Source organism: Pseudomonas sp. PA-1-3F (assembly GCF_021609665.1).
GTDB lineage: Bacteria > Pseudomonadota > Gammaproteobacteria > Pseudomonadales > Pseudomonadaceae > Aquipseudomonas > Aquipseudomonas paracarnis.
On the sequence record NZ_WJZD01000015.1, the window covers coordinates 89,677 to 104,138 of the forward strand.

The 14,462-nt window shown below is 59.5% G+C and carries 15 protein-coding genes; 5 read left to right on the forward strand and 10 right to left on the reverse strand.

Translation table 11 applies throughout. The features are described 5' to 3' along the window. Window positions 1-18 precede the first annotated feature (18 nt). Together GIV26_RS12960 and GIV26_RS12965 are read left to right on the forward strand one after the other, a co-directional pair. Window positions 19-1,083 carry an imelysin family protein gene (locus GIV26_RS12960; protein ID WP_020301348.1) on the forward strand — a complete coding sequence of 355 codons (1,065 nt, stop codon included), beginning with the start codon at window positions 19-21 and terminating at the stop codon, window positions 1,081-1,083. A gap of 2 nt (window positions 1,084-1,085) precedes the next feature. Next, the gene (locus tag GIV26_RS12965) at window positions 1,086-2,183 is read left to right on the forward strand and encodes a DUF1513 domain-containing protein (protein WP_034128709.1); all 1,098 of its coding nucleotides are present in this window, start codon (window positions 1,086-1,088) and stop codon (window positions 2,181-2,183) included. Between the two features lie 279 nt (window positions 2,184-2,462). On the opposite strand, the gene GIV26_RS12970 is transcribed toward GIV26_RS12965, so the two are convergent. The 5 genes from GIV26_RS12970 to colR form a co-directional block, all read right to left on the reverse strand. Continuing rightward, on the reverse strand, window positions 2,463-2,690 hold the full coding sequence (locus GIV26_RS12970; RefSeq protein WP_003193932.1) for a hypothetical protein: 228 nt from the start codon (window positions 2,688-2,690) through the stop codon (window positions 2,463-2,465). Next, the gene (locus tag GIV26_RS12975) at window positions 2,687-3,406 is read right to left on the reverse strand and encodes a lipopolysaccharide kinase InaA family protein (protein ID WP_019817333.1); all 720 of its coding nucleotides are present in this window, start codon (window positions 3,404-3,406) and stop codon (window positions 2,687-2,689) included. The genes GIV26_RS12970 and GIV26_RS12975 overlap by 4 nt, the downstream gene beginning before the upstream one ends. A gap of 4 nt (window positions 3,407-3,410) precedes the next feature. Continuing rightward, a complete protein-coding gene (locus GIV26_RS12980; RefSeq protein ID WP_003193934.1) occupies window positions 3,411-4,091 on the reverse strand; it encodes a class I SAM-dependent methyltransferase in 681 nt (226 codons plus the stop codon). 188 nt (window positions 4,092-4,279) lie between these two features. Beyond that, window positions 4,280-5,560, reverse strand: coding sequence for a sensor histidine kinase (locus tag GIV26_RS12985; protein WP_096144456.1), 1,281 nt, complete (start codon window positions 5,558-5,560; stop codon window positions 4,280-4,282). Further along, the gene (colR, locus tag GIV26_RS12990) at window positions 5,550-6,233 is read right to left on the reverse strand and encodes a two-component system response regulator ColR (RefSeq protein ID WP_003208587.1); all 684 of its coding nucleotides are present in this window, start codon (window positions 6,231-6,233) and stop codon (window positions 5,550-5,552) included. The genes GIV26_RS12985 and colR overlap by 11 nt, the downstream gene beginning before the upstream one ends. A 201-nt stretch (window positions 6,234-6,434) precedes the next feature. Between colR and GIV26_RS12995 the strand changes: the two genes are divergently transcribed. Next, window positions 6,435-8,384 (forward strand): LTA synthase family protein, encoded by a 1,950-nt coding sequence (locus tag GIV26_RS12995; RefSeq protein ID WP_236280927.1) that lies wholly within the window; start codon window positions 6,435-6,437, stop codon window positions 8,382-8,384. Between the two features lie 50 nt (window positions 8,385-8,434). Then, window positions 8,435-9,148 carry a phosphatase PAP2 family protein gene (locus GIV26_RS13000; RefSeq protein WP_034128623.1) on the forward strand — a complete coding sequence of 238 codons (714 nt, stop codon included), beginning with the start codon at window positions 8,435-8,437 and terminating at the stop codon, window positions 9,146-9,148. Window positions 9,149-9,322: 174 nt separating this feature from the next. On the opposite strand, the gene groL is transcribed toward GIV26_RS13000, so the two are convergent. The 5 genes from groL to GIV26_RS13025 form a co-directional block, all read right to left on the reverse strand. After that, a complete protein-coding gene (gene groL / locus GIV26_RS13005) occupies window positions 9,323-10,969 on the reverse strand; it encodes a chaperonin GroEL (protein WP_034128624.1) in 1,647 nt (548 codons plus the stop codon). 50 nt (window positions 10,970-11,019) lie between these two features. Then, window positions 11,020-11,316, reverse strand: coding sequence for a co-chaperone GroES (locus GIV26_RS13010; RefSeq protein WP_017846112.1), 297 nt, complete (start codon window positions 11,314-11,316; stop codon window positions 11,020-11,022). Between the two features lie 245 nt (window positions 11,317-11,561). After that, window positions 11,562-12,038, reverse strand: coding sequence for an FxsA family protein (locus GIV26_RS13015; RefSeq protein WP_034128625.1), 477 nt, complete (start codon window positions 12,036-12,038; stop codon window positions 11,562-11,564). Window positions 12,039-12,104: 66 nt separating this feature from the next. Beyond that, window positions 12,105-12,836, reverse strand: a complete 732-nt coding sequence (locus GIV26_RS13020; protein ID WP_096144459.1) for a HugZ family pyridoxamine 5'-phosphate oxidase — start codon at window positions 12,834-12,836, stop codon at window positions 12,105-12,107. Window positions 12,837-12,938: 102 nt separating this feature from the next. Next, window positions 12,939-13,946: a DUF481 domain-containing protein gene (locus tag GIV26_RS13025; protein WP_034128627.1), complete on the reverse strand. Its 1,008-nt coding sequence runs from the start codon at window positions 13,944-13,946 to the stop codon at window positions 12,939-12,941. 194 nt (window positions 13,947-14,140) lie between these two features. Here GIV26_RS13025 and GIV26_RS13030 point away from each other — a divergent pair, with 194 nt between their 5' ends. Continuing rightward, entirely contained in the window at window positions 14,141-14,455 is a 315-nt protein-coding gene (locus GIV26_RS13030; protein WP_442962906.1) for an MGMT family protein, read from the forward strand. The last annotated feature ends 7 nt before the right edge of the window (window positions 14,456-14,462 follow it).

Sequence of the window (14,462 nt, forward strand, 5' to 3'; positions counted from 1 at the left end):
TACAGAAGGGAGCTCGACATGTTTCGTCCCAAGTTGTTGTTCACCAGCCTCGCCGCCCTGGCCTTGGGCGCTTGCTCGCCCCAAGACCCGCAAGCAGTGACCTCGGCAGCCATCGCCAAACAAGTGATCCTGCCAACCTATAGCCGCTGGGTTGAGGCCGACCGTCAACTGGCCGTCAGCGCCCTGGCCTACTGCCAAGGCAAGGAAAGCCTGGACACCGCCCGCGCCGACTTCCTGCACGCGCAAAAAGCCTGGGCCGAGTTGCAACCGCTGCTGATCGGCCCGCTGGCCGAAGGCAACCGGGCGTGGCAGGTGCAGTTCTGGCCAGACAAGAAGAACCTGGTCGGCCGCCAGGTCGAGCAACTGGTCAGTGCACAGCCGCAGATCGACGCCGCGGCCCTGGCGAAATCCAGCGTGGTGGTGCAGGGCCTGTCGGCCTACGAATACATCCTCTACGACGCCAAGCCCGACGTCGCCGACGAAGCCCAGAAAGCCCGCTATTGCCCGTTGCTGATGGCTATCGGCGAGCGCCAGAAAGTCCTGGCCGAAGAGATCCTGGCCAGTTGGAACAGCACCGACGGTATGCTCGCGCAAATGACCAAGTTTCCGAACCAGCGCTACGCTGATTCCCACGAAGCCATCGCCGATCTGCTGCGCGTGCAAGTGACCGCCCTGGACACCCTGAAGAAAAAACTCGGCACCCCAATGGGCCGCCAGACCAAGGGCATCCCGCAACCGTTCCAGGCCGATGCCTGGCGCAGCCAGTCGTCCCTGCAGAGCCTGGAAGCCAGCCTCGCCGCGGCTCAGACCGTGTGGGTAGGCGTCGATAACAAAGGCCTGCGTGGCCTGCTGCCGGCGGACCAAAAGCCACTGGCCGAGAAAATCGACGCCGCCTACGCAGCGTCGCTGAAACTGTTCGCCAGCAACCAGCGCACCCTCAACGAACTGTTGAACGACGACGCCGGGCGCCAGCAACTCAACGACATCTACGACAGCCTCAACGTAGTCCACCGCCTGCATGAAGGTGAACTGGCCAAGGCGCTGGGCGTCCAACTGGGCTTTAACGCCAACGACGGTGACTGATGATGCTCAGGCGACAGGCTTTGGCGGTGGGCAGCGTGCTGCTCAGCGCTATCACCTTGGGTGGCTGGACGCTGTTCAAGCACAAAGACAAAGGCCCGCTGCTGCTGTCGGCCCGCGATGATGCCGACGGCAAGCACTACGCTGTCGGCTATCGCCTGGACGGCAAGCCGGTATTTGCCACTCAGGTCAGCCAGCGCTGCCATGACATCATTAACCACCCGACGTTGCCGATTGCGTTGTTCGTCGCCCGTCGCCCAGGCACCGAGAGCTACCTGATCGACCTACGCGATGGCAGGCTGCTGCAAACCATCACCTCGAACGCCAACCGCCATTTCTATGGCCATGCGGTGATCCACAAGAGCGGTGACTGGCTGTACGCCACCGAGAACGACACCTCCGACCCTGGCCGCGGCCTGTTGGGTGTGTATAAGTTCGAAGGTGAGCGGCTGGTGCACAGCGGCGAGATATCCACTCACGGCATCGGCCCGCATCAAGTCTCGTGGATGCCCGACGGCGAGACGCTGATCGTGGCCAACGGTGGCATTCGCACCGAAGCCGAAAGCCGGGTAGAAATGAACCTCAACGCCATGGAGCCGAGCCTGGTGCTGATGCGCCGTGACGGCAGCCTGATCAGCAAGGAAACCCTGGCCCAGCAGATGAACAGCGTGCGGCACATGGGCATCGCCAGCGATGGCACCATCCTCACCGGGCAACAGTTCATGGGCCCGTCCCAGGAGCGTTCCGAGTTGCTGGCGATCAAGCGACCGGGGCAGCCGTTCGTGGCGTTCCCGGTGGCTGACGAACAGTTGCAGGCGATGGGGCATTACACCGCCAGCGTGGCGGTGCACAGCGAACTGCGCCTGGTGGCGTTGACGGCACCTCGTGGCAATCGCTTTTTTATCTGGGACATGGACACCGCCGAACTGCGCCTGGATGGGCCCTTGCCTGACTGTGCGGGGGTGGGTGCGGTGGCGGATGGGTTTGTGGTGACATCCGGTCAGGGCCGTTGCCGCTTCTATGATTGCCGCCAGGAAAAGTTACTGGCAACACCACTGGAGTTACCGGCGGGGTTCTGGGATAACCACCTGCACCTGGTCTAAAGACCGACGACATCAAAATGGCTGATCGTTCCCACGCTCTGCGTGGGAATGCATCCCGTGACGCTCTGCGTCACTGGCGCTAACGGACGAGACGCAGAGCGTCTCAAGAGGCATTCCCACGCAGAGCGTGGGAACGATCATGACGATCATGACCGCGTCCATCGTGAATACGCGCTGTGCTCAGGTTTTTTCGCGAGCAAGCTCGCTCCTACAGTTAAAGCATCAGGCGTAAAAAAAGGGCCTCGCATCGCAAGGCCCTTCTCGGGGGTTTGAATCGTTTCAACTTTGCGGCCTCATCGCTTGAGACATGCCGAACATGAATAACAACAGTTCATGGTCGGGCTTGGCCGCCACACTCGTCTTGGCAATGCGTGGCAGCAGGCATTGCCCGCCACCGTCTACCGCACTCAACACTTGTGTACGAGGTTGTTCCCATACCGCCAGGGCCAGGGCTGCAACACCCAATGCCCCGACCAGAAACAAACCTCGTGCTATTTCTAGCTTCATCTGGTTAAACCCTTGATAGCGCTGCCAAACGCCGTCTCGTAAAAGTAGCTGAGTTTTTTCCAGTCGGTATCATTCCACGACGAATGGCGACGCAATTGCAGCATGTCGTGGGACGCGGCCCGATAAGCGGTCAGGCGCTGGCGGCATTTCTCAAAGTCCAGCAGGGCCACTTCCACAGTCGCCGCATCAGGCTCACCGGTCACCCGCACGAAAATGTGCTTGATATACAGGCAACCGTGTTGCCAGCGGCCTTTGTGCATACGGGCCAAGGTGCCGGCCAACTCTTGCAGCAGGCGCTCGTGGACCGCCTCGCCATACTGTTCGCGGCCACCGGCGGCGTACCAGTTTTCAATCTCGTCGAAACCGTCCAGAGACGCGGTGACCAACAGGGCTTTCCATTGGTGCTCCGGGTCGCGACGTGCTTCGCAAAACACCAGTTCCGGCACACGCACATCCAGCAAACGCAGGCCTTTGAGGGCATCGCGTTCACGCAGCACGGTCGGACGCCCAAAGGGGTGCAGCCAGCTACGGTAAATGTGGCCGGTCTGGCGCTTGCAATAGAGCAAACGGCCATTAGGGCTTATGACCCGTTGCACGCCACTTTCACCACCACGTCGGCGGTTGGGTTCTTCAACCCACTCACCCTGTTGACGCCAGAAAAAATCAAATCGTTCTTCGGGAGCTACATGACTGCCTACTACGCACTCAACTGCCATCCTGTTACCTCTTGCGCAATACATACACTCGCCACATGGCGTAGAGCGGTATGAAGTCCAGGGATTCCTGAACACGGAAACCGGCCTGCTCGAATTCTGCCTCGACAGTAGCAGCCGGTAACACAAACCGGTTTTGGTAACCTTCTTGCTCACCTTTTTTGCGACGACGCACTTCGCTGCGCTTGCGCTTCCAGGCCTTGAAATTGCCGTCTACCCACAGCGAAATAATCACGCTGTCGCGGGTAACACGTTGAAACTCGCGCAATATTGTCAGCCTGTGCTCTGGCTCACCGATGTGGTGCATCAAGCGCATGCAGAAAATACTGTCGACGGAGTTATCTGGCAAATCGATATCAAAGGCAGACGTCTGCAAAGGGCGTACCCGTTTCACCACCTCTGCCGGTTGGGCTGCGGTGGCGATCTTCAACATCGACGCCGAATTGTCAGCTCCGATAATCACACGGTTGGGTTTTTCGGCCAGCAACGGCCAGAAACGTCCAGCACCACACGGCAGGTCCAACACCAGCCCCGGCTCGCCGGCCATGGCCAGCGCACCGCGCGCCAACTGCTCGTCGCGCTTGTGGGACAACCGGCGCGCCAGATTGTCCTGATGCTTGAGCAAATATTTCTGGGCGTGTTGATCGTCGTACTTATCAGAAAATTCCAGCTTGATCGGGGAAGGCATCTTACGTCTCCAGTAACTGATGCCTACGACCTTAAGCAGCGAACTGTGATCAACAGGTCAACTCGTTGTGAAAATCTTGTCCTGTCCAATTGCATACATTTCAAGACTTTACAGAAACATTCAGTAGCACCGGGCCATCTTCGCCGAAAAGCACGCAGTCTGCATCAGCAAAACGACAGACTGAAGGGTCAGGTTCTGACTGGGTTGAGTTCCACATGAAAACGGCAGCCATTAGGCTCCATGGTGCTCAGGCTCACGCTCCAACCCTGGCTTTCGCAGATCCGCTGCACCAGTGACAGGCCGAGGCCAAGGCCCTCGCCACGCTTCTCGCTACCGCGCACGAACGGCTCGAACATCGCTTCGCGCTTCTCTTCGGGGATGCCGACACCGGAGTCCTCCACCGTGAAACCACTGGGCTCCAGGGTCAGGCGGATAAACCCTTGCTCGGTGTAATGCAGTGCGTTGCGCAGCAGGTTGCCCATCACCGCATGCAAGAAGGTGGTGTTGTAGCAGGTGTCCAGGGGGTTGCCTGGCAGGTAGATCAACGTCAGGCCTTTTTTCTCGATGGGCTCGCGCCAGATACCGAGCAGGTCTTCGGCCACCTGGGTGAGGTTGCCTTGGGGTGAACTGGCGGCGTCGTCGTGTTTGGCGCGGGCCAGCATCAGGAAGGTTTGCACCAGCTCGCGCATTTCTTCACAGGCACGGGCAATGCGTTCTACCTGATTGCGACCGCGCTGATCGATGGCCGGGTTTTCGCGCAACAGTTCGCAGGAGCTGGCCAGGACCATCAAGGGCGTGCGCAACTCATGGCTCACATCGCTGGTAAACAATTGCTCACGTGACAGCGCCTGGCGTAAACGACCCAAGGTGGCGTCGAACGCCACCGCCAGTTCGCCCACTTCATCGGCGGCGTAATCCGGCGCCAGGGGCGGTGCCAGGCCCAACAGTTGGTCACGATGACGGACCTGACGGGCCAGGCGTACCACCGGCGCCATCACCTTGCGGGCCAGCACCCAGCCGAGGAACGCCGCCAGCGCCAGGCTGAGTACGAACCCCACCAGCACCACCGCAAACAGCACGCGCTCACGCTCTTCGAAATCGCTCTGGTCTTGCAGCAATACATAACGCCGGCCGTCGACCACTTCGACCATGGCGTGGTACGACAGCGCCTCGCGAAACACCTCATGGAACCCCGGGTCCAGATGGCGCAGATCCTTGGGCAGTTCAAAATCGCCACGCCCGCCGCTGAAATAGAACAGCTGGTCCGGTTCTGGCCGGTGGCTCCAGTCTTCAACGCTGTCCATCAGCAACAGGCGCTGCAGGTCACCCCCCAAGCCAGCCGAGATCAACTTCTCCTCCACCAGGTGCACCGTCGCGATGATGCCGATGGCGAAGGCCCCCGCCACCAACGCACTCATCAAGGCGAAGGCGATGATGATGCGCTGGGCAAGGCTTTGCTTAAACTCCATCACGACCCTCGGCCAGGCGATAACCCACACCGTGCACCGTTTGCAGTAGCGGTTTGGCGAAGGGCTTGTCGATCACTTGACGCAATTGATGAACGTGGCTGCGCAGGCTGTCGCTGTCCGGGCAGTCGTCGCCCCACAGGGCTTCTTCGAGAATTTCCCGGCGCAGAACGTGCGGGCTTTTTTGCATCAGCACGGCGAGCAGTTTCAGGCCTACGGGGTTGAGCTTGAGCAAGCGCCCTTCGCGAGTGACTTCCAGCGTATCGAGGTCGTAGTTCAGGTCACCCACTTGCAGGGCACGACGCCCGCCACCCTGGGCACGGCGCAACACCGCTTCGATACGCGCAGCCAGTTCCGACAAGGCGAAGGGTTTGAGCAGGTAGTCATCGGCGCCAGACTTGAAGCCCTGCAGCCGGTCGTCCAGTTGATCGCGAGCGGTAAGCATGATCACCGGCGTGTCGCGGCGCGCGTCTTCGCGCAGGCGTTTGCACAGGGTGTAGCCATCGATGCCGGGCAACATGATGTCGAGCACGATCAGGTCGTAATGCTCGGTGGCTGCCAGGTGCAGGCCCGACAAACCGTCCTGCGCACAGTCCACTGTGTAGCCTTTGAGCCCCAGGTAATCGGCCAGGTTGGCGAGGATATCGCGGTTGTCTTCAACCAATAGAATTCGCATGGGCAGTGTCTCCGTACGCGGTAACGGCCGTGTTGGCTCGCGCAGCTTAAGGCCAAGCGGGGCTCAGGGATAGAGCGCAGAGCACCGCCGATAAAGCTTTTCAACTGTTTTTAGAGCCAAACAAGTTTTTCACTATAGCTTCACAAACTGACTACAGCCTCAGGAAGAAGATCGCCCCCCATTGATCTAAGGAACATAGACATGGGTTTTTTCAAAACCGCGCCAATGCGTTATTTGCTGTTGATCACCGGGGCCTGGTTAGTGGTTTTCCTGCTCACCCGCAGTGTGCTGCTCATCACTCACCTGGATGAAGTCGGCGGCAACCTGCTGCCGGTGTTTGGCGTAGGTGTGCTCTACGACCTGGCCTTCCTCGCCTATGCAGCCTTGCCGCTTGGCCTGTATTTGCTGCTATGCCCACCCGCCCTGTGGCGCCGCCGTGGCCATCGCTGGTTCCTGCAAGCGGTGCTGACCGTCAGCCTGTTCGCCATGCTATTCACCTCGGTAGCCGAATGGTTGTTCTGGGATGAGTTTGGCGTGCGCTTCAACTTTATCGCCGTCGATTACCTGGTGTACTCCGATGAGGTACTGAACAACCTGCTGGAGTCTTATCCGATCGGCAAGCTGCTGAGCCTGCTGGCAATGCTGGCGCTGATTCTGAGCGTGGCTCTGCGCAAACCCTTCAATGCCGCGATGGCAGCGCCATTGCCTCCACTGCGTGGCCGTGTGATCAACGCCCTGGGCCTGCTGGTGCTCGCCGGCCTCAGCCTGCAACTGGTCAGCCAGGACAGCCCGCGCACCCAAGGCGGCAACGCGTACAACAACGAATTGGCCAGCAATGGCCCCTATCAGTTCTTTGCCGCGTTCCGTAACAACGAACTGGACTACACCCAGTTTTACAAAAGCCTGCCGACCGACGTCGTCGCCAAGCAGTTGCGCGCCGAACTGAGTGAACCCAACGCCCGCTTTATCGACCAGGACCCGCTGGATATTCGCCGTGCCATCACCAACCCCGGCACACTGCGCAAGCCCAACATCGTACTGGTGACCATCGAGAGCTTCAGCGCCAAGTACATGGGCAGTAATGGCGATGCGCGCAACCTCACGCCCAATCTGGATGCGTTGCGCCAACAGAGCCTGTACTTCAATAACTTCTACGCCACCGGTACGCGCACCGACCGCGGCCTGGAAGCCATTACCCTGGCAGTCCCGCCGACGCCGGGGCGTTCGATCGTCAAGCGCATCGGCCGCGAAAGCGGGTTCGCCAGCCTGGGGCAACAGCTCTCGGCCATCGGTTATGACAGCGTGTTTGTCTATGGCGGGCGCGGTTACTTCGACAATATGAACGCGTTCTTCAGCGGCAACGGCTATCGGGTGGTGGACCAGAGCAGCGTGCCAGAGTCGGAGATCTCGTTCAAAAACGCCTGGGGCATGGCCGATGAAGACCTGTTCAAACAGACCTTGAAACTGGCCGACGCCGACTACGCCAAGCAACAGCCGTTCTTGCTGCAACTGATGACCACCTCCAACCACCGTCCTTATACCTACCCGGACGGGCGCATCGACATCAAATCCGGCAAGGGTCGCGACGGCGCGGTGAAATACACCGACTACGCCATCGGCCAGTTCCTTGAGGCAGCGCGCCAGAAGCCGTGGTTCGATAACACGATTTTCGTGTTCGTTGCCGACCACACCGCCGGCAGCGCGGGCAAGGAAGACCTGCCGATCACCAACTACCAGATCCCGCTGTTTATCTACGCGCCCAAGCTGATCGACGCACGGGAATCCGCCCAACTGTCCAGCCAGATCGACCTGGCGCCAACCTTGTTGGGCCTGCTCAACCTGAGCTACGAATCGACATTCTTTGGCCGCAACCTGCTGCAAGACAACCCATTACCTCCACGGGTGGTGGTGGGCAATTACCAGCACCTGGGTCTGTTTGATGGCAAGGACCTGGCAATCCTCAGCCCGCGCCAAGGCTTGCGTCGCCACGACCAGGCCCTGGGCGAGAGCCAGGAGCTGCGCGTTGGTAGCGATGACCCCTTGATTCAACGGGCGATCACCTACTACCAGGCCGCCAGTTATGACTACAAACAGCAACTGCTGAGCTGGAAAGCGCCCAAGGAAGAGGCACCAGTCTTAAGCAAACGCTAATCAAAAAGCCCCGCGCAGGTGAGCGCGGGGCTTTTTTACCAAGGTTCGAGATGAAATCCCCCTCCTCTTTACCGGTTTCCAAACCGCTTGATTTTTGGCTGTGCCTGGGCCTGCCTGCCAGCGCTGCAGTGGCCTTGCTGTTGCTGGAGCTGACGTCACTGGACATGGACCTGGCCAGGCTTTTCTACAGCGCAGAGGCTGGCGGCTTCATTGGCCGCTATAGCTTCTTCCTTGAAGACATCCTGCATGACCGTGCCAAGCAACTGGTGATCCTGTTTTCGGTGCTGGCGATTCTGGGCCTGGTCGGCAGCTTCATCCTGCAGCGACTCAAACCGTACCGCCGTGAACTGGTGTGCCTGGTGCTGTCGCTGGGAATGGCGACGGCGTTCGTGTCGCCATTGAAAACCATCACCGCCGTGCAATGCCCCTGGAGCCTCAAGGAGTTCGGCGGCCAGGAAACCTACAGTGAACTGCTCAGCCCGCGCCCACCTACCGATAAACCCGGCCGTTGCTGGCCCGGCGGACATGCCGCCACCGGGTTCGCCTTGTTCGCCTGGTTCTTTGCCTTGCGGGATCGACGGCCGCGGCTGGCCCGATATGCGTTCATCTTTGCCGTCAGCCTGGGCAGCGTGTTTTCAGTCAGCCGTATGCTGCAAGGGGCGCATTTCTTTTCCCACAATGTATGGACAGCGATCTTTTGCTGGCTGATCTGCCTCGGGCTGTATTGCTTGTTGCTGTACCGGCCTAATCGCATTCTCCTGTAGGAGCGAGCTTGCTCGCGAAAAACGCACAGGCGCCGCGTTTACTCAGCAAGCACGCTTTACCGTTGACGTTTTTCGCGAGCAAGCTCGCTCCTACAGAGGAAGGCAAGCCGTGCATAAAAAAACCCCGCCTGCATCACTGCAGGCGGGGCTTTTTAAAGCACCGGGTAGGCTGGCTTACATCATGCCGCCCATGCCACCCATGCCGCCCATGTCTGGCATACCGCCGCCAGCCGAGCCTTCTTTCTTCGGTGCTTCAGCGATCGCAGCTTCGGTGGTCAGGATCAGACCGCCGATGGAGGATGCTGCTTGCAGCGCGGAACGAGTCACCTTGGTTGGATCCAGGATGCCCATTTCGATCATGTCGCCGTACACGCCAGTCGCAGCGTTGTAACCGTAGTTACCTTTGCCGTTCTTGACTTCGTTGACCACAACGCTTGGCTCGTCGCCGGAGTTGGCAGCGATCTGGCGCAGCGGTGCTTCAACGGCACGGCGCAGTACAGCGATACCGACGTTCTGGTCAGCGTTGTCGCCGGTCAGGTCAGTCAGGGCTTCCAGAGCACGGATCAGCGCAACGCCACCGCCAGGTACCACGCCTTCTTCAACGGCTGCACGGGTTGCGTGCAGGGCGTCTTCAACGCGGGCCTTCTTCTCTTTCATTTCAACTTCGGAGCCAGCGCCAACCTTGATCACTGCAACACCGCCAGACAGCTTGGCCAGGCGCTCTTGCAGTTTTTCACGGTCGTAGTCCGAGGAAGTCTCGGCAACCTGGGCACGGATCTGAGCGATACGGGACTCGATGTCGCCTTCAACGCCAGCACCGTCAACGATGATGGTGTTTTCCTTGGACAGGGTCACGCGCTTGGCACTACCCAGGTTTTCCAGGGTGGCGCTTTCCAGGCTCAGGCCGATCTCTTCGGAGATAACGGTACCGCCGGTCAGAACGGCGATGTCCTGCAGCATGGCCTTGCGACGGTCGCCGAAGCCTGGAGCCTTGACGGCTGCAACCTTGACGATGCCACGCATGTTGTTCACAACCAGAGTCGCCAGGGCTTCGCCTTCAACGTCTTCAGCCACGATCAGCAGTGGGCGGCCGGCTTTGGCAACGGCTTCCAGCACTGGCAGCATTTCGCGGATGTTGGAGATCTTTTTGTCGACCAGCAGGATCAGCGGGCTGTCCAGCTCGGCAACCATGGTGTCCGGCTTGTTGACGAAGTACGGGGACAGGTAGCCACGGTCGAACTGCATGCCTTCTACAACCGACAGTTCGTTTTCCAGGCCCGAGCCTTCTTCAACGGTGATCACGCCTTCTTTACCGACTTTTTCCATGGCTTCGGCAATGATGTCGCCGATGGAGCTGTCGGAGTTGGCAGAGATGGTGCCTACCTGAGCGATGGCCTTGGTGTCGGCGCATGGCTTGGACAGGTTCTTCAGCTCTTTGACGATGGCGATGGTCGCCTTGTCGATGCCGCGCTTGAGGTCCATCGGGTTCATGCCGGCAGCAACGGCCTTCAGGCCTTCGTTGACGATCGACTGAGCCAGTACGGTTGCGGTGGTAGTACCGTCACCTGCGTCATCGTTGGCACGGGAGGCAACGTCTTTGACCAGCTGCGCGCCCATGTTTTCGAAACGGTCTTCCAGTTCGATCTCTTTGGCTACGGAAACGCCGTCCTTGGTGATGGTCGGAGCGCCGAAGCTCTTCTCGATGATCACGTTACGGCCTTTCGGGCCCAGGGTCGCTTTTACTGCGTCAGCCAGTACGTTGACGCCAGTGAGCATTTTCTTGCGGGCGGAGTCGCCGAATTTAACTTCTTTAGCAGCCATGATCGATATTCCTTAAATACTTTGTAGTAACGGGAAAATGAGCGGGGAAATCAGCCTTCCAGTACAGCGAGAATTTCGTTCTCAGCCATTACCAGCAGGTCTTCGCCGTCGACTTTCACAGTGTTGCTGCCGGAGTAAGGGCCGAAAACAACCTTGTCACCCACTTTCACGGCCAGCGCACGTACTTCACCGTTTTCCAGGGTCTTGCCTGGGCCAGCAGCGACGATCACACCGTGGTTGGCTTTTTCAGCAGCCGAACCTGGCAGAACGATCCCGCCAGCGGTTTTCTTTTCTTCTTCGCTGCGACGGATGACGACGCGGTCGTGCAGAGGACGAAGCTTGCTCATTGTCGATCTCTCCTAATTGTGTTTTTCATCGGCCGGTTCAATCCGGCGGGTTAAATTCCGGCGGTGCCGGTCGCGGCTCGCTGGGCGAGACGCGGAAGTCTGTCTAGTGTCACCACCAGAAACCTTGCGGTGACCGTTACATAAGGGCGCCCAGGCTTATTACAAGGGGCCGGGGATGAAATTTTTTGTGTCGGCTCAAGGGTAAATGCAACACGGCACCCGAAGGTGCCGTGCCGGTGAAGCGGTTATTTGTTGTCGCGGTGTTCGAATTCGCCTTCGATCACATCACCTTCACGCCCCAGGGGTTGGCGTGGAGCCGGGCCACCACGGGGTTGCAGGTCGTCGGCGAACGCACGCTGGCGCATCGCCGCCTCTTCAGCACGCTGGCGCATTTTGCCGGCCAGCAGCTTGCGGGTGAACGGCAGCAACAGCACCAGGCCGAGCACGTCGCTGATAAAACCCGGCAGGATCAGCAGGCCACCGGCCAGGGCCATCATCAGGCCCTCAAGCATGGTCTGGGCCGGCAGTTCGCCGCGGTTCAGGCTTTCACGGGCACGCAGCGCGGTCGCCAGGCCGGCGACACGCAGCACCAGGACGCCGAGCATGGAGCCTACGATGATCAGCAACAGCGCCGGGAAAAACCCGATCGCACCGCTGACTTTAACGAATACGAACAGCTCCAGCACCGGGAACAGCAGAAAGAGCAATAAAAAAGGGCGCATCAAATGGTTCCTCAACGCAAGAATGCCTTGCCAGTCCACCTTAGATGACGTCGCCGTTGTGTAAATTCAAGCGTCAACCGTGGTTTTTTTCGGCCACACCTCGGCGTGAGCCAATGAAACCAGGGCTTCGCGTACTTGTGTCGGTGTGTTGCAAGGCGTCTCGAAAGGCAACCAGTGCAAGGATTGGCCGATACGCAAGTGCATGCCTTCGCTGTCGATGCCGGCCAGCTGTGCTGGCTCGCTGGTCGGCAAACCGCCGAGGTCGACGTAATGGGCGATGGCCTTGGTGTGATCACTGTTCATGTGCTCGATCATGCTGCGCTCGGCCTTGCCCGCAAACGGGTTGGCCAAGGTCAACTGGTCGACCCAATGGATCGCGCCAAACCCACCGATATAACGGTGGCGCACCGGCTTGAGCACCCAGAAATCGAAATCGTGGGCCTTGTGGTAGTTGGCCGAATCAGGGAAGTAGCGGTAGTAGCGCTCGGCCGCAGCTTCGATGGCGGCCGGGTCTTCAAGCTTCTCGGCTTCGGCCAGGTAGGTCAGGCGCCCCACGGCTTGCACATCATCGGCCTCGCGCTCACCCACCAACAGCGAACACTTGGGATCTTTTTGCAGGTTATGGGTGTGCTGGGCAATGCGGCTGATCAGGATCAGCGGGCGACCCTGCTCGTCCAGGCAGTAGGGCACCACCGAGCCAAAGGGAAAGCCGGGCATGGCTTTGGACTGTGTGGCGAGCGCCCCACGGTATTCCTTGAGCAACAGCTCTCGGGCGTTCTTGGCAACCTGCGTGCTCAATAGATGACTCCTCGGGTGTTCCGCCGCCCATGGCATATGGGAATGGATCTCAACACAAGGTAATCAATATCTGCGCAGGTTGCCAGAGTGGCCGACGCCGGTTTACCAGGCCACGCCGAAGCCTGCGGTGTAACGGGTCTTGCTCAAGCTGCTGTCGGAGTCGCCGCTGATGACGTCACGCTCGGCCTTGAGGTTGAGGGACGCCCATTCGGTGACTTTGTAGCGCAGGCCCATCTCGGCATCCAGGGAGTAATCGGCCGGACCGTCCAGAGGCTTGCCCAATTCGCCGTTGGTGAAGAACTCAACGGTCTTGCCCACCAAGTAGCGGTTGTAGTTCCACTTCATGGCCAGAGAGTAAAAGTTGTCCTTGCCGCCGTCGGCATATTCGTAATCGGTGCGGTTGACCAGCGAACCGAGGGAGAACGCGCCCAACTCATCATCCCAGAACTGGTAGCCCGGGCCGGTACCCACGGTGCGCTGGCGCGCCAGGTCCTCGACCTTGTCGCGCTTGTAGGTCAGGCGCCCCTGCCAGAACCAGTGCTCGGTGATAAAGCGGTCCAGGTCGTATTCCAGGGCCCAGTTGTCGGTGGTGGTGACGTCGTCCTGGAACTCGCGGTTGTATTCGCCCTTGCCCGTATGACGCCACTGGCCGTGACGGGCCGAGGTCTTGAAGTCGATGTCGTAGTCGTTGGTGTCTTTGTCCGCGCGCTTGTAGTCCAGCGCCAGGTCGACGTTACCCTTCCACACCAGGTCTTCGATCACGGGCTTGGGCTTCATGATCTGTTGGATACTTGCCAGTTCCACCGTCTTGGGCGCCTCGCCATTGGCCAGCACCACCTTGCCGTCATCCGATGCCTGCAAGGACTTGGCCTTTTCACCGCTGTAGGCGTCCTGCTTGACCAGCAGCTCCTGGTCACTTTCCAGGGTTTTGACCTGTTTCCAGTCCACCGGAATGGAGCCTGCGTAGTCGGTTTGGATCAGCAACTTGCCACCGTCGAAGACTTTGATCTTGCCGGTGAGCCGGTCACCGTTTTTCAACCAGACGGTATCGGCGAGCAAGGGCGTGGAAGCACTGAAAACAGCAAGGCACAACAGGGTTCTGGACAACATAAGCAAGTACGGGACTCGGGGTTGGCGAAAATAAGGGGCGTTATAGTGTTACATGGCTAGAACTGACTCAAGGATTTATATTGAGTTCAATACTCAGCGTCATGTTTACAGACGTTTCTGACAAAACAACGACGATCTCAACGGATATACCCACAGTGATCCTACCCGCCGATACGCCACAAAGCCCCGCCGAGATGCGCCGCACCGCACTCTACCTGACGTTGTCGCAGGTGCCCGAAGGCTGCGTGGTGAGTTACGGCGAGCTGGCCCACCTGGCCGGTTTGGGGCGGGCTGCCCGCTGGGTCGGGCGCACCCTGAGCCAGTTGCCGCAAGACACGCGGTTGCCCTGGCATCGGGTGCTGGCTGCCGGTGGTCGGATAAGTTTGCCGGTGGGCAGTGCCTCGGGTGACGAACAACGTGCGCGTTTACGTAGCGAAGGCGTCACCATCCTGAACAATCGTGTTGATATTCAGCGTCATGGCTGGCGCCCGGTAGAGTACAGCGGTTAGAGTGCGC